Below are 15,053 nucleotides of genomic sequence, written 5' to 3'. Positions count from 1 at the left end.
TGAAAAAGATCAGGAGAATGTGAACATGGCAGAAATCTTCTACGACGACGACGCGGACCTCTCGGTCATCCAGAACCGCGCGGTTGCAATCATCGGTTACGGTTCCCAGGGCCATGCCCACGCGCTCAACCTGCGCGATTCAGGGGTAGATGTCCGAGTCGGGCTTGCTGAGGGATCGAAGTCCCGGGCGAAGGCCGAGGCCGAGGGGTTGCGGGTACTCAGCGTGGCCGAGGCAACCAAGGAGGCCGAGGTGATCATGATCCTCGTGCCGGACCAGGTCCAGCGCAAGGTCTATGCCGAGGAGATCGCCCCCAATCTGGCCGACGGCAATGCCTTGTTCTTTGCCCATGGCTTCAACATCCGTTACGGCTACATTGAGGCCCCCGCCGGAGTTGATGTATGCATGGTTGCGCCCAAAGGACCCGGCCATATCGTGCGTCGTGAATACGCCGATGGGCGCGGGGTCCCAGTGCTAGTGTGCGTCGAGCGCGATGAGACTGGCTTGGCCTGGGAACTGGCCAAGTCCTATGCCAAGGCCATCGGCGGGCTGCGTGCTGGCGGTATTCGCACCACCTTCACCGAGGAGACCGAGACCGATCTGTTTGGTGAGCAGGCCGTTTTGTGCGGCGGTATGTCGCACTTGGTCATGGCTGGTTTCGAGACTCTGACCGAGGCCGGCTACCAGCCGGAGATGGCCTACTTCGAGTGTCTCCATGAGTTGAAGATGATCGTTGACCTGATGATTGAGGGCGGTATCTCCAAGCAGCGGTGGTCGATCTCCGACACCGCCGAGTACGGTGACTATGTCTCCGGGCGCCGCGTCGTGGATGCCCACGTCAAGGCCAACATGAAGGCCGTGCTAGAGGACATCCGCTCGGGTGCCTTCGCCGAGCGGTTCATCGCCGATCAGGATAATGGGGCCCCCGAGTTCTTGGCGCTGCGCGCCGAAGAGGCCGGGCACCCGATTGAGGCCACCGGTAAGGAACTACGCAAGATGTTCTCCTGGCTCAAGGAGGGCACCGATACCGACTATGTCGAGGGTTCGGCGGCTCGCTGATCCGTAGACAACTCGATGGCCCGGGGATTTCTCCGGGCCATCATCGTGTGCTGGGTCCCCTAGGATTGGATGATCAGGCGAAGGAGCAGTCATGACGGTCTTTTGGATATTGGGTGGAATCGGTATCGTCCTGCTGATTCTGGCCCTCACGGTCGGTGAGGTGCTTGACGGGATGCTGGGACTCGACTCATTCAACATCCTCGATTCCGATGTGGTATCGACTGCCGGGGTGGCGGGGCTGATGGGCGGTTTCGGTTTCGCTGGGGCCGTCGCGACCTCGTTGAGCGATTCGGTGGGTGTGGGCGTCGTGGTCGGTGTGCTCGTCGGCGCGCTGCTTGCCTGGGGGGCGGGGCGCCTGACCCGACTGCTGCGCTCTCAGGCCAACGAGGTGACCCATTCCACCGAGTCCCTCATCGGGGCCGAGGGACAAGTCATCACCGACATACCCAGCGAAGGCTATGGGCAGGTTCGTATCTCTTCAGCCGGGAGTCAGCATGTGCTCAACGCCAGATGCCCTATCGAACTGAACAGCGGATCCCGGATCTGGGTATCAGGGGTTCTATCGGCTACCGCCGTCGAGGTACGCCCGGTCACAGAGTGCTGACCGACAGGAATTATCTCTTGTTCTGAGCCTTGTGAGGAAGGATTTGGGCTCTCGGCATTCTACAACTCAGTGGGCCCCGTGCACGTGATGGGAAGCAGCTCCAGTCGACGAAAACTTCGCGGGAGACATCGGTCGTCTCGACGTACTTCTACTTCTTCAGCACGGTGAGGATTTCTGCAGATGATGACGCCTATTGCCGAACAAAAGATCTGTTGGTAGAGGTTTCATTGATCTTTGTAAGATTGATTTTTTGATTTATGAAGGTCTGCGGATGCCTCGATTGGAGCTGAAATCTCGAGAGTGTTGCTTATTTTTCAGCTTTGCTGGGGATCGGAGAAGCTGCGGATATCTTTGATCCTTCAGTCGTCGCCGTTGGGGTGCGCCTGGTGAACCGCCAATAGTTCATTCGATGAGGTGGTAGTGGTGATAGATCAGGGCAAGGACAGGGTCACCTGAACCAGCGATCTCGCTAAGGTGATCCTCACAAGTCAAGAATTTAAGGAGCAAGCATGTTTGACGGCATATCGCCGGTCGCTCTCGGGATCATCGGTTTGGTCGCCCTGGTGGTACTGATCGGCCTGCTGATCGCCAACCGCTACAAGGTGGCCGGTCCGAACGAGGCTTTCATCGTCACCGGGCGTAAGGGCAAGGAAGTACGCAACCCGGAGACTGGCGAGGTGTCCGCGGACCTGTCCGGCCAGAAGGTCGTGATGGGTGGCGGGGTGTTCATCATCCCCTTCATTCAGCGACTGTTTATCATGGATCTCTCCTCGCGGCGCATCTCGGTGCAGATCCGCGGCGCGGTCTCAGGTCAGGGCATCAAGCTGAATCTTGATGGTGTGGCCATCGTCAAGGTCGGGGGTAATGAGGACTCGATCCGTGCAGCCGCCCAGCGTTTCCTTACCCAGCAGGAGGAGGTTGAAACCTTCACCCAGGAGACCCTAGCTGGCTCACTGCGTTCCATTGTCGGTTCGCTGAGCGTCGAACAGATCATTAGGGACCGGGCAGCCTTTGCCCAGCGAGTGGCCGATGAATCGGAGGCCTCACTCACCGGGCAAGGTCTGGTGCTCGACACCTTCCAGATCCAAGACATCACCGACGACGGCACCTACCTAAACGACCTCGGTCGCCCCGAAGCTGCCCGGGTACAGCAGCATGCAGCGGTCGCCGAGGCAGCAGCCCGTCAGGAAGCCGAGCAGGCCCGTATCGACGCCCAGCAGCAGATCGCCATCCGTGAGCGGGAGCTGATGCTGAAACAGGCCGAGATCAAGTCCGAGACCGATGCTGCGAACGCCCAGGCTGCTGCCGCCGGACCGCTGGCTCAGGCCGATCGGGATCAAGCCATTCTCACCGAACAGGAGAAGGTTGCCGTCCGGCAGGCGGCACTCAAGGAACGGCAGCTCGACACTGAGGTGCGCAAGCCTGCGGATGCCGAGCGGTACCGTCTGGAGACCGAGGCCGAGGCACGTCGCAATGCCTCCATCTTCCAGGCTGAAGCGGACAAGGCCGCGGCCATCGCCAAGGCAGAAGCTGATGCTGAGCAGGCCCGACTAATCGGCGTGGGTGAGAAGTCACGACGTACCGCCCTCGCGGAGGCCGAAGCGATTGAGGGCGCCAAGCGCGGTGAATCGGAGAAGGCACGGCGTATCGCCGAGGCTGAGGCAACCCGGGCCGAGGGCGAGGCGTCTGCCGCAGCCATCCTGGCCACTGGCGAGGCCGAGGCAGAGGCGATGAACAAGAAAGCCGATGCCTATGCGCGGTACAACGACGCAGCCATCATTGAGATGCTCGTCCAGGCCCTGCCGAAGGTCGCCGAGCAGGTCGCGGCTCCGATGTCCGGCATTGACCGGATGACCGTGATCTCCAGCGACGGCGCCGGGGAACTGCCCAGGAGAGTCACCGACGGTGTGACGCAGACCATCCAGTTACTCAAAGACACCACCGGAATCGACCTGGGGCAGGTTGCGGCCACCAAGCTGGGAGCAGAACGTGCACCGGAGGTGGAATCCGCCCCGCAGCAGTGACCGAATGACGAAGGGCGGTCCGTCGCACCATCGCGAGACGGACCGCCCTTTCACCTTCGTCGGCGCAGCTTTCCCTGCTTAGTGTGGCGTTTGTTCGTAGTACTGGTACAGCAGGAGCAGCGCAATCACAATGGCCACGCCCAACAGCACCAGCAGGGTGATCTTCACCGCACTCCACGGGCGCTGCCCCTGGACCTCTCCGGTGACTCCGTTGACCATCACTTGGAAGGGCTGACCTTTGAAGGTGACGGTGAGCATCCAGACCGGCAGGGCGAGTTGGGCGAAACGCAGCATGTGCCACAGCACCCGCATCGAGTGGATCCGCTGAAAATCACCACCGATGTCGCTGCAGATGGTCTGCTCAATGACCGATTCCATGCGTGGCTCCACCAAACGGTCGAACACCTGACGAGGATCGGCGTCATAGGTGCGCGCTAGATGACCGGCGACGAACTGCGGCGAATAGGGATGGGCTGCCTCCATCGGCCACGGTTCGAGCTCGGTAACCTTCTCGTCCTGCAGCCCCGCGGTGGCATGACCAGTGACATCGGCGAAGGCATTTTTGACCACACCCGCGACCGGATACCAGTCGACATGAGTGCGGGTATGGGTGTTGCCTTCGGAATCGGTGTAGACCTCGACCCGGGTAACTCCACGGGCCCCGTCGTAGCGAGTCGTGGTGGCCGCATCGTAGCTGAAATAAGGTAGATAGACCGAGGTGAAGGAACCTAGCTGTCGATATTTCTTGAAGGCACTAGGTGCCAGCCGACGGGTGTTGATCCATTTCTCGATGGCCTGGGTTGCGGTGTCCAAGTCGATGCTGAGCGGAAGCACCGCATCAATCGGCAACCTGAGTGGAGAATCCTGCACGTCATCGCGTTGAATCGGAGTGTTGCAGTAAGGGCAGCGTACCGTGGTCAAGGTGCCGGTGAACAGCGTGTGCCCACCACAGTTTTGGCAAACAATCTCCTTGTCAGCCTGGAATTGGGCAGTCTGGTTCTGGGCCGTGAAAGCCTCCATTGTGGAATCTAGATCGCGTTTGATGACCTGCGTGGGCTCCGCGACGTCTGGGGTGAGTGGCAGATGGGTGCCGCAGGCACCACACCCCAGATCCTGTGAGGTTGGATTCCACGCGAGGTTGGCACCGCAGTTTGGGCAAGGGTAGGTGCGGGTTGCCTCAGTCAGGTGGAGAACTGCCCGGTCACTGGTCCGCTCCCGGGTGTGCTCGACGAGCCCCTCGATCCCCGTCCTGGCAGGGATCGAGGGTTGTCCTGTGCTCATCGGGCTTGCGCTCCTTCACCAGGAAGTGGGGGTGGAGTCTGGAAGAGCTGGGACAAGGGGCCCACCTGTGATGCGGGTAGCCAACCAGCCATGCCAGGGGCCCAAACCTGGGAATTGGGATTGATCTGTCCAGCGGAAGCCATGGAGGACAACTGCTCCATGGTATAGGGACCGGCTGCCTGTCCGTTCAATTCCACATGGAAGGACTGCCCAGAAGGGTTCAGCGGTGGGGGAGCCGGTGTGGCGGTTGTCTGGCTGGCCATCTGCTGGGCGATCCCGAAACCGATCCCGGCTCCCATTGCCTCTCCCATGCCGCCACCGGGATTGCCTGCCGCGGTAGTCATGGCGTCGGCCTGCTTGGCCTGCTGGTAGCGGTTCATATCCTTGATCTGGTTGATCCAGCCCTGCTCCTCGACGCCCTTGGCTACGCCGCGGGTCATCGCCTGGGTGATCTCCTCGGGTAGGGAGACGTTCATCGTGATGGAATCAATGCCCAGCCCGAATTCGTCGTCGACGCGGGTGCGCACGATCTCGGCGAGTTTGGCCGAGAGCTCGGCCTGCCTGCCCTGCAAGTCGATAGCACCCAGACCAGTCGACATGATCATGTCGGAGAAGCCCTGGGAGATCTCCCTGCGCAGTAACTCGGTGATCTCGTCGATACCCACCTGGGAATCGGTGCCGATGACCTGACGCAGGAAGATGACCGGATCTATGACCCTGATGATGCACAATCCATTGGCCCTGATCTGCACCATCCCGAAGTCCGGGTCACGCAGGGTGATGGGATTCGGGGTGCCCCACCGCAGATCGGTGACAGGACGGGTGTTGACGAAGTAGACCTCAGAACGGAATGGCGAGTTGAAGCCGTACTGCCAGCCTTGGAGGGTCGACATGATCGGCAGGTTCTGGGTATTCAGGGTGTAAGTGCCGGGCCCAAAAGTGTCGGCAAGCTGACCCTGGTACACGAAGATGGCCATCTGGCCCTCGCGCACGATCAACTGTGCGCCCTGCTTGATCTCGTTCTGGTAGCGCGGAAAACGCCAGGCCAGCAGCGTCCGGGAATCCTCCAGCCACTCAATGATGTCAACGAGTTCTCCACGCAGTTTGTCCATAAGACCCATGGGCGGCACCTTTCGTGATGATGTGTCTGTCACCGAGCATATGGGACCACGGGTGAGCGGACCCTCAAGGTCGGGAGATGATCAGGGTCAAACCGTCATGTCGAGGTAGTAACCGTGGTTCGATGGTTGGGATACCTGGACGGTGACCTTGGACTGGAAGCGCAAGGCGCGTTGGTAGGTGCTGCTGATGTGACTGTGCAACTGCTTGGCCACATCAGTGTTCGCGGTCCCAGTCCCTGGTGCAGTCCACAACGGTCTGTCGTATCTGTGGGCATGTAGAACCCCGGAATCTGGGAGTTCAATGCGGCTGGCTGGCGGTAGCTATCGGCTAGGTCAGCTTTGCTGCTGGATGCCTCGGTAAGTGGTCCTCGACTGACCCCGGGGACGGTGGGGTTGAGCGGGGAACTATTGTCATCTGGGTGATGTCCAGACGCGCTGTTGTGATGGCCGGGGTCGGGGTGGCCCTGGCGGGATGTGGTCATGCCCGGTCCAATGACCTGCCGAGCACTGAGCCGTCTGCCTCGACATCCCCGGGAACCGACGTGAATTCAATGCCCGCAACGTCTGCTCCGCCCCCGTCTGCGGGGGCCTTGGAAGCCGCCTGGGTCGACGGCTTGGGTTACGCCCACTCAGATCTGCCTTCCAGCGGAACCTTCGTGTACAACACCGTTACAGTGCCGACCACCGCGACTAACCCGGATGTGCGTGCTTGGGTGCTGCAGATGGAGGACGCGATTCCGTTGCCGGTCGATGAGATCGCGGCCCGGATCCAGACCATCCTGGACGACGAGCGTTCCTGGCGATGGGACGGGCGGATCGCTTTCTCCCTAATCAACGAACCGGCGCGGGCAGATCTCACCATCCAACTCGCTACGGGCCGTACGACCGATGTGGGCTGCGGAGAGCTAGGAACCTCTCAGATCTTGTCTTGCCGCGTGGGCAACACCGTGTATCTGAACGTCGACCGATGGGCCTTCGGCACCCCGACTTGGGCTTCTCAGCCGGTCGAGGAGTACCGCGGTTACTTGGTTAATCATGAGGTGGGGCACTACCTGGGGCTGGGGCATGTCGGTTGCCCGGTGAACGGCGGCCCTTCACCGGTCATGCAGCAGCAATCCCTCAAGCTCGATTCCTGCGCACCGAATGCCTGGCCTGCGGTGACCGGGGAGACTGGGATTGGATGATGCCGCGGACAAGTTCTCCGGGACTCCATCTGCTCTGGCTGTCATCAACTTCGCACCGCAGCAGCGATTGCGTCGCCGATTTGTGAAGTGGAGCGCGTCGCCGTCGATATGTTATCCGCCATGTCGGCAGCCACAGCCTGCTCGATGCGCCGGGCATCCTCGTGATGGCCGAGATGATCAAGCATGAGGGCCATCGATGCGATGGCCGCGGTTGGATTAGCGATGCCCTGCCCGGCGATGTCGGGAGCTGAACCGTGCACGGGCTCGAACATGGATGGGAAGGTACGGGCGGTGTTGATATTCGCCGAGGGGGCGAGACCGATGCCTCCAGTAATGGCCGCGGCCTCGTCGGTGATGATGTCGCCGAACAGATTGTCAGTGACGATCACGTCGAAACTCCCGGGATCGGTGATCAGCTTGATGGTTGCTGCATCGATGTGTAGGTAGTCGGTGCGCACATCGGGGAACTGTCCTGCAGTTTCGGTGAAGATACGGGTCCACAGCCCCCCGGCATTGACTAGGACATTGTGTTTGTGGAGCAGGGTCAGGTGCTTGCCACGCCGCATGGCCAACTCGAAGGCATAGCGCACCACGCGACGAACCCCCATGGCAGTGTTCACCGAGACCTCCGTGGCCACCTCGTCATCGGTACCTCGGCGAAGGGTCCCGCCGTTGCCTGCGTACAGGCCTTCAGTGCCCTCACGCACGACGACGAAGTCGATAGGACCCTTGGCTGTGATCTGCTCGGTGAGCGGCGAACCGACCCCGGCGTAGGTTTTCGAAGGGCGGAGGTTCACGTCCTGATCGAAGGCGAAACGCAACTTGAGTAGCAGCCCCCGTTCCAGGAGTCCGGAAGGTATTTGGGTGGAGCCCGGGGCGGCTCCGACGGCTCCTAGGACGATGGCGTCCGCGGTGGCGAGTCCAGCCAGGGTGTCGTCGTTCAGGACCTCCCCGGTTTCCAACCAGTGCTGGGCCCCCAGACTGTAGTGGCGGAATGCGAAGGCATCCTCACCAACGGTGGCCGTGAGCACCTTGAGGGCCTCAGCCACCACTTCGGGGCCGATACCATCCCCGGGGATGACTGCGATGGTGGTCTGGGAAGTATTCATGCGTCGAAGCCTAATCAGCGCTCGTTGAGGGGCGCCGCTGATTCCACATGTGGGGACGAGAGCACATCGTGGGTTCACGATGTGTAACGGGAAATTCATGTGGCGCGCGCCAGTCTAGAGTTGCGCTCATGCTGTCATTCGAGCTTCCTGGCGACGCCACTTTCACGGAACAAGCGAGGATCGACGAGGTCTTCGCCGAACCCGGTTTCGGAGTACACTTCACCGACCACATGGCCGTAGCCGACTGGAGCATAACGACGGGTTGGGGAAACGACAGGATCGTGATCAACCAGCCTTTGGGGTTGGGTCCCGGTTCGGCGGTCTTCCACTACGCCCAGGAGGTCTTCGAGGGGCTGAAGGCCTACCGGCATGCCGATGGCTCGGTCTGGTTGTTCCGCCCAGAGAAGAACGGTGAGCGGTTGGCCAATTCGGCACGCCGCTTGGCCCTGCCGCAGCTGCCGGTTAAGGACTTTCTCACATCCGTGCGGAACTTGGTCACCCTCGACGAACGCTGGGTTCCTGCAGGCCACGAACAGTCCCTGTATCTGCGTCCCTTCATTGTCGCCAAGGAGGATTTCCTCGGCGTGCGTCCGGCTCAGGATGTCTCCTACATTCTCATCGCCTCACCAGTGGGCAGCTATTTCACCGGAGGCGTGGCCCCGGTGGACATCTGGGTTTCCCGGGAGTATTCCCGGGTAGCCAATGGCGGTACCGGTCATGCGAAATGCGGCGGAAACTACGCAGCCTCGCTGCTTCCCCAGGAACTGGCCTACGAGCAAGGCTGTTCCCAAGTATTGTTTGTGGACAACGCCCAAAAGCGCTGGGTGGAGGAACTGGGTGGCATGAATTTTTTCATGGTCACCGCATCTGGTCAGTTGGTTACCCCCAATCTGAACGGAAACATCCTGCCGGGGGTTACCCGGGATTCAATCCTGACCATCGCGCCTGAGCTAGGCCTTACCCCGGTGGAGCGCCCTGTCGAGCTAGCCGAGGTGACGACTGGTATCGCGGATGGCTCGGTGACGGAACTCTTCGCCTGCGGCACCGCGGCTGTGATAACCCCCATCGGCTCGCTGAAGGATGTCGACGGGACTCATCAGCTGGAGGTCCGCGAGGATTCAGTCACCATGGCATTGCGTAACTATCTGCTGGATATCCAGTACGGGCGCCGCGCCGACGAGCGGAACTGGATGGTGCGCGTCCGATGAGCCCGATGCCGGTAATGCCTGAGGTCTTCCACCTCTACGACACCACCCTGCGTGATGGGGCTCAGCAGGAGGGGATCACCCTGACCGTTGAAGACAAGCTGCGCATCGCGGGCTACCTTGATCGGCTGGGGGTGAATTTTATTGAGGGCGGTTGGCCTGGCGCCAACCCCTCGGATACCGAGTTTTTTACCCGGGCCAGAACCGAATTGAATTTGTGCAATGCCGAACTTGTCGCCTTTGGAGCGACGCGCAAGGCTGGGATCGGTGCCGCCGAGGATCCTCAGGTGCAGGCTCTGCTTGATGCCGGTACTCGCCACATCTGTTTGGTGGCGAAATCCCATGATGCACACGTCTTGGAGGCGTTGCGCACAACCTTGGAGGAAAACTTGGCAATGGTCTCCGACACCGTTGCCTACTTGGTGAGCAGGAGACGTCGGGTGTTCGTGGACTGTGAACACTTCTTCGACGGTTTTGATTCTGATCCCGGCTACGCATTGGAAGTTGTCCGGGTGGCTGCCGAGGCAGGCGCCGAGGTCGTTGTGCTGTGCGACACCAATGGTGGGATGCTGCCGTCTAGGATGGCTGACATCGTCTCCGCGGCCGCACAGATCGGAGCTGATCTGGGGGTGCATTGCCACAACGACACTGGTTGCGCCGTGGCCAACACCTTGGCTGCGATTGACGCTGGGGTGATGCACGTCCAGGGAACAGTGAACGGATACGGCGAACGCACCGGGAACATGGATTTGACAACGCTGATCGCGAATCTGCAGATGAAATACGACTGGCCGGTGGTCACCGCTCGACAACTCGCCGGGCTGACTCATGGTTCCCATGCCATCGCTGAGATAGCCAATCAGCCACACCTTCCCCGGCAGCCCTATGTAGGCGCTTCCTCCTTCGCCCACAAGGCCGGGCTGCATGCCAGCGCGATCCAGGTCAATGCGGATCTCTACCAGCACATCGCCCCGGAACTGGTCGGCAATGACATGCGGATGCTGATCTCGAACATGTCCGGACGGGCGTCGGTGCAGATGAAGGCCGCCCAGTTCGGTTTGAACCTTGATGACCAGGAACTTGCATCCGAGATTACCCGTACGATCAAGGACAGAGAGGCCCAAGGGTATTCTTACGAGGCAGCGGATGCCTCCTTCGAGTTGCTGGTGCGATCCATGACCGGCGCTCTCACTTTGCCCTTCAAGCTGATCAATTGGCGGGTGCATACTAGTAACGGGCCGACAGTGGGGGAGACCGACAATTCAGAGGCCACCCTCAAGCTGATGGCCGGGGGTGAACGTTATGGAGTCATCGGCGAGGGCAACGGTCCGGTCAACGCCTTGGGTGATGCCTTGGTCCGTGCCTTGACTCCGGTCTACCCGCAAGTAGCCGACTACCAGCTCACTGACTACCGGGTGCGAATCCTAGACGAGGGCCGGGGCACCGACGCCATCGTGCGGGTCCTCATCGATACCAGCGACGGGGAACACGGGTGGACCACGGTAGGAGTGGGGACAAATGTGATCGAGGCATCTTGGGAAGCGCTTTCCGATGCCTATCTCTACGGCTTGGTACGTGTACCGGCGGTGGTGGGCTGACCGTCTGGGTGGGAACTGAATGCGATTGCCTAGAATCAGGGCATGCGTATAGCTCGTTTCGCATCCGTGGGCGCCGACCCGCGCTTCGGGATCGTTGAACTCGCAGCGGACCAGGGGCAATACCCGGAAACGGTGGCCGTCATTGACGGCGATCCGTTGGCCGCACCGGTCAACTGGACGGGGGAGCGACTGGATCTCGCCGATGTGCGGTTGCTGGCACCGGTCATCCCTCGCTCCAAGATCCTGGCCGTGGGCCGTAACTATGCAGCCCATGCTGCGGAACTGGGTAATGAAGTTCCCCCGGAACCACTGATTTTCATGAAACCGAACACCTCGGTCATCGGCCCCGAAGAGCCCATCGTCCGGCCGACCCTATCCCGGGATACCCACTACGAGGGCGAACTTGCGGTGGTCATTGGCAGAATCTGCCGCCAAGTGCCGGTGGAACGTGCCGCAGAAGTCATCTTCGGCTATACGTGTGCCAACGACGTCACTGCCAGGGATCTACAAGGTACTGATGGACAGTGGACCCGCGCCAAGGGATTCGATACCTTCTGCCCGCTGGGGCCGTGGATTGTCACTCACTTCGGCCTCGAGGAAGCCGGTGATTTGTCGGTGGTCACCAACTTGGATGGGCAGGTGAAGCAGAATGGGTGCACCAAAGACATGGTCTTCTCGATCGCCGAACTGATTGCCCATGTCTCGGCCTTTGCTACCCTGCTGCCCGGTGATGTCCTGCTCACCGGGACCCCCATGGGAGTGGGGCCGATGGTTGCTGGGCAGACGGTCAGCGTGAACATCGAAGGAATCGGCGAATTGTCCAATCCAGTGGTCGATGACATCGTGGGGTTCCAGGAGTGAACAGATTCGGATGGTTGTTCGGCACCCGCATCGCCGATCCTAGTCCGGGGCTGTCATATCCGGCGGTACTGCGCCGCGAACCTTTGTCTACCTCGGCCGCGACTTCGTTGGGCGGAGTCTTGGCGATCCTGGCCGGTTATGTGGTCATCGTCCCCGGGCTTGCGTGGCTGCTCGTGGCCTGTGCTTGGGTGTTGAACGGAACCCCTGGGCATTTTGGGGTCTACCGGGAACAAGCGATAGGTTTCCAGCATCTATCCGGAATGGTTGCCACTCACTTGGCGATCGGGGCTCTGGTCCTGCTTGTCCTGGTGGTGGTCGCGCGGGTCCACCATCTCGCCCCGAAATGGGCGTGTTCGGTGCAGCCCGGTTTCAGATGGCGCTACGCCTTGGCTACGCTGCTGGTGGCTGTTGTGATGCTTAACAGTGTCCACTGGCTGTCGCGATGGGATGATCCTCCGACCTGGAACCCGGGCGCGGGATGGGGATGGTGGATGCTGGCAATCGTCCTCACGGCCCCCCTGCAAGCGGCCGGGGAGGAGTTCTTCTTCCGGGGATACCTACTGCAGGCCTCGGGCATCTTGGGGCGGGCTAATTGGGTCGCAGTGGTGGTCTCCGCCCTCATCTTTGCCGGGTTGCATGGAACCCAGGACGTCCCGCTCTTCGTCGATCGGCTAGGTTTCGGGCTGTTGATTGGCACCTTGGTGGTGCTTACCGGCGGTCTGGAGGCTGCGGTCGCCGTCCATGCGGTGAACAATGTTTTCGCCTTCGGCTATGCCGTGGCTGGGAACCGGGTGGAGCAGTTGCGGACGATCTCTGGTTCGCAGTGGTCTACGACGGCATGGAATCTCACGGCATATTTCCTTGTCGTTCTGCTGTGCTGGATTATTGGGCGCCGCATGAACGTCGCTACGGTGACCCCCGATTTGTCATGACCCCACCGGGACGCTATCTTTGGTTCTCGTTGCGCCACCAAGCGTGATGGACTGGGGTATGGGGTAATTGGCAGCCCGCCGGATTCTGGTTCCGTCAGTCCAGGTTCGAGTCCTGGTACCCCAACGCAGGCAGGCCTGCTTCCGGTTTGGAGAACCTTCGCCGGACCGCTAGGCTTCCCAACGCTGCGAACAGCAGTCAGCAACTGAACACATCTGGCCCCGTAGTGTAGTGGCCTAGCACGCGGCCCTCTCAAGGCTGTAACGGCGGTTCGAATCCGCTCGGGGCTACCAGATGAAATGCTCGGCTCAGGCCGGGCATTTTCGTCGGTACGATTTCCCGATCCAGCGGCCGATTTGATCGACGCGGTTCGGCTGCTTCCCTCTAGAGTTGCGGGAAATGGGTCTTGGTCAAGGAGGAAGATATGACCACTGTCGGTTTCGTTGGTTTGGGCACCATGGGTTCGCCCATGGCTCGTCACATGTTTGACTCGTTGCCTCCCGATGACACGATGGTGCTCCATGACCTGTCGGATGCGAAGGTTACTGACCTGCTGGCCGGTGGAGCCGTGTGGTGCGCCACCCCGCGGGAACTGGCGGCGAAGGCCGAGATCGTGTTCTTCATGGTTCCCGACATCCCACAGATCAAGGCTTCTCTTGATGGTGCCGACGGCCTGCTGGCGGGCATTGAATCTGAGACCCTGATTGTGGTGTGCTCCACCGTCGCTCCAGATGCTATCCGCACCTTGGACGCCGAGGTGGCCGAGGCAAGCAATGGGCTGGCCCATGTCATCGACGCACCAGTCTCCGGCGGGCAGGTTGGAGCCGAGGCCGGAACTTTGTCGATCATGGTTGGCGGTCCGGAGAAATTCGTCGAACGAGCAATGCCCTACTTGGGCTTGGCGGGTAATCCCGTCCATCTCGGCCCCACAGGTGCTGGTGAGGTCGCCAAGGCTTGCAATCAACTCATCTGCGCAGCCAGCATTGTCGCTAATGCCGAGGCCGCCGTCGTCGCGGAGCGTGCCGGGCTCGATGTTGCCAAGCTCTTTGATCTGATGTCCGGTGGCTATGCCTCCTCCAGGATCATGATCGACAAGGCCCCGCGTTACATCAACAAGGACTACACAGTCTCGGGTGCTGCGGCCTTCTGGATCAAGGATCTCAGGGCCTACTTGGAGGAGGCAAAGGTCACAGGTACCGTCACTGTTCAGGGTGACCGGCTGCTTGATGCCTTCCAAGGTGTCGTCGATGCCGGATGGGGTGAACAGGACACCGCGATCGTGCAGAAATTCATCGAGGAGAACCAAGCCTGATCGGTTTCGAATGCTGTTCAGTCCTCATCGGCATTTTTGCGGAGTACCTCAGAGAGCCGGTCTGCTGCTGCCATCACTGCGGGAGCATGCAGGCGTCCGGGCTGACGGGTGAGACGTTCGACGGGTCCCGAGACCGAGACTGCCGCAATTACCTTGCCACCGGGGGAGCGAACGGGGGCTGATACTGAGGCCACTCCCTGTTCTCGCTCGGCTACCGACTGGGCCCAGCCCCGCCGTCGTACTTGGGTGAGGGCGACCGCCGAGAAATTGGACGTCAGCAATCCGGCATGTAACTTGTCAGGTTCCTCCCAGGCCAGCAATGCTTGGGCGGCGGAACCGGCATTCATCGGCAGCACTGAGCCGACTGGTATCGAGTCACGAAGACCGGTCGGACGGTCGGCGGATGCGACGCACACCCTGGCGTCGGCCTGGCGGCGGAACAGTTGGGCAGACTCCCCGGTGATGTCACGCAGCCGGTTGAGGATGGGCCCGGCGACGGCCAGGAGGCGATCTTCCCCGGCCGACATGGCGAGTTCTGCGAGCCGGGGCCCTAGGACGAAACGTCCTTGCAGATCCCGGCCCACCAGACGGTGGTGTTCCAAGGCGACTGCGAGGCGATGGGCCGTGGGCCGGGCCAGACCAGTGGCTGCAACCAACCCAGCAAGGGTCATCGGCCCTTGTTCTAGGGCGGTGAGTACCATGGCTGCCTTGTCCAGCACGCCAACTCCCGAAGAACTGTCCATAAAATGAGATTAGCATCTCACGAT

13 protein-coding genes and 2 tRNA genes are annotated in these 15,053 nt (G+C 60.9%); 11 read left to right on the top strand and 4 right to left on the bottom strand.

The genetic code is table 11. The features are described from left to right. The first annotated feature begins 25 nt into the window (after positions 1–25). The 3 genes from ilvC (at position 26) to HMPREF1531_RS11050 (ending at position 3,685) form a co-directional block, all read left to right on the top strand. Complete coding sequence (ilvC, locus tag HMPREF1531_RS11060) at positions 26–1,057, top strand: ketol-acid reductoisomerase (protein WP_016670043.1); 1,032 nt, start codon at positions 26–28, stop codon at positions 1,055–1,057. Positions 1,058–1,148: 91 nt separating this feature from the next. Beyond that, complete coding sequence (locus HMPREF1531_RS11055) at positions 1,149–1,661, top strand: NfeD family protein (protein ID WP_016670042.1); 513 nt, start codon at positions 1,149–1,151, stop codon at positions 1,659–1,661. Positions 1,662–2,170: 509 nt separating this feature from the next. After that, positions 2,171–3,685, top strand: a complete 1,515-nt coding sequence (locus HMPREF1531_RS11050) for a flotillin family protein (protein WP_016670041.1) — start codon at positions 2,171–2,173, stop codon at positions 3,683–3,685. 78 nt (positions 3,686–3,763) lie between these two features. Here HMPREF1531_RS11050 and HMPREF1531_RS11045 read toward each other — a convergent pair whose 3' ends face one another. Then, a complete protein-coding gene (locus tag HMPREF1531_RS11045; RefSeq protein ID WP_016670040.1) occupies positions 3,764–4,966 on the bottom strand; it encodes a hypothetical protein in 1,203 nt (400 codons plus the stop codon). Beyond that, positions 4,963–6,087 (bottom strand): SPFH domain-containing protein, encoded by a 1,125-nt coding sequence (locus tag HMPREF1531_RS11040; protein ID WP_016670039.1) that lies wholly within the window; start codon positions 6,085–6,087, stop codon positions 4,963–4,965. The genes HMPREF1531_RS11045 and HMPREF1531_RS11040 overlap by 4 nt, the downstream gene beginning before the upstream one ends. Positions 6,088–6,509: 422 nt before the next feature. Here HMPREF1531_RS11040 and HMPREF1531_RS13080 point away from each other — a divergent pair, with 422 nt between their 5' ends. Further along, positions 6,510–7,271 carry a DUF3152 domain-containing protein gene (locus HMPREF1531_RS13080; RefSeq protein WP_016670038.1) on the top strand — a complete coding sequence of 254 codons (762 nt, stop codon included), beginning with the start codon at positions 6,510–6,512 and terminating at the stop codon, positions 7,269–7,271. Between the two features lie 44 nt (positions 7,272–7,315). Here HMPREF1531_RS13080 and HMPREF1531_RS11030 read toward each other — a convergent pair whose 3' ends face one another. Then, complete coding sequence (locus tag HMPREF1531_RS11030; protein WP_016670037.1) at positions 7,316–8,380, bottom strand: 3-isopropylmalate dehydrogenase; 1,065 nt, start codon at positions 8,378–8,380, stop codon at positions 7,316–7,318. Positions 8,381–8,508: 128 nt separating this feature from the next. On the opposite strand from HMPREF1531_RS11030, the gene HMPREF1531_RS11025 reads away from it, so the two are divergent. From HMPREF1531_RS11025 to HMPREF1531_RS10995, 7 genes are all read left to right on the top strand, one after another. Then, positions 8,509–9,588: a branched-chain amino acid aminotransferase gene (locus tag HMPREF1531_RS11025; RefSeq protein ID WP_016670036.1), complete on the top strand. Its 1,080-nt coding sequence runs from the start codon at positions 8,509–8,511 to the stop codon at positions 9,586–9,588. Continuing rightward, a complete protein-coding gene (cimA, locus tag HMPREF1531_RS11020; RefSeq protein ID WP_016670035.1) occupies positions 9,585–11,183 on the top strand; it encodes a citramalate synthase in 1,599 nt (532 codons plus the stop codon). The genes HMPREF1531_RS11025 and cimA overlap by 4 nt, the downstream gene beginning before the upstream one ends. A 42-nt stretch (positions 11,184–11,225) precedes the next feature. Next, positions 11,226–12,044 carry a fumarylacetoacetate hydrolase family protein gene (locus HMPREF1531_RS11015; RefSeq protein ID WP_016670034.1) on the top strand — a complete coding sequence of 273 codons (819 nt, stop codon included), beginning with the start codon at positions 11,226–11,228 and terminating at the stop codon, positions 12,042–12,044. Further along, positions 12,041–12,976: a CPBP family intramembrane glutamic endopeptidase gene (locus HMPREF1531_RS11010; RefSeq protein WP_016670033.1), complete on the top strand. Its 936-nt coding sequence runs from the start codon at positions 12,041–12,043 to the stop codon at positions 12,974–12,976. Before HMPREF1531_RS11015 ends, HMPREF1531_RS11010 begins: the two co-directional genes overlap by 4 nt. A gap of 52 nt (positions 12,977–13,028) precedes the next feature. Continuing rightward, positions 13,029–13,100: transfer RNA gene (locus HMPREF1531_RS11005), tRNA-Gln, on the top strand. Positions 13,101–13,191: 91 nt separating this feature from the next. Beyond that, positions 13,192–13,267 (top strand) — tRNA-Glu (locus HMPREF1531_RS11000). Positions 13,268–13,398: 131 nt separating this feature from the next. Next, the gene (locus HMPREF1531_RS10995) at positions 13,399–14,286 is read left to right on the top strand and encodes an NAD(P)-dependent oxidoreductase (RefSeq protein WP_016670032.1); all 888 of its coding nucleotides are present in this window, start codon (positions 13,399–13,401) and stop codon (positions 14,284–14,286) included. Between the two features lie 17 nt (positions 14,287–14,303). Here the strand turns inward: HMPREF1531_RS10995 and HMPREF1531_RS10990 are convergent, their stop codons facing one another. After that, positions 14,304–15,029: an IclR family transcriptional regulator gene (locus HMPREF1531_RS10990; protein WP_036897787.1), complete on the bottom strand. Its 726-nt coding sequence runs from the start codon at positions 15,027–15,029 to the stop codon at positions 14,304–14,306. Between the last annotated feature and the right edge of the window lie 24 nt (positions 15,030–15,053).

Source organism: Propionibacterium sp. oral taxon 192 str. F0372, assembly GCF_000413315.1.
Classification (GTDB): domain Bacteria; phylum Actinomycetota; class Actinomycetes; order Propionibacteriales; family Propionibacteriaceae; genus Brooklawnia.
Note: the sequence above shows the minus strand (reverse complement) of the source record. Positions and strands in the feature narration are given on the sequence as shown.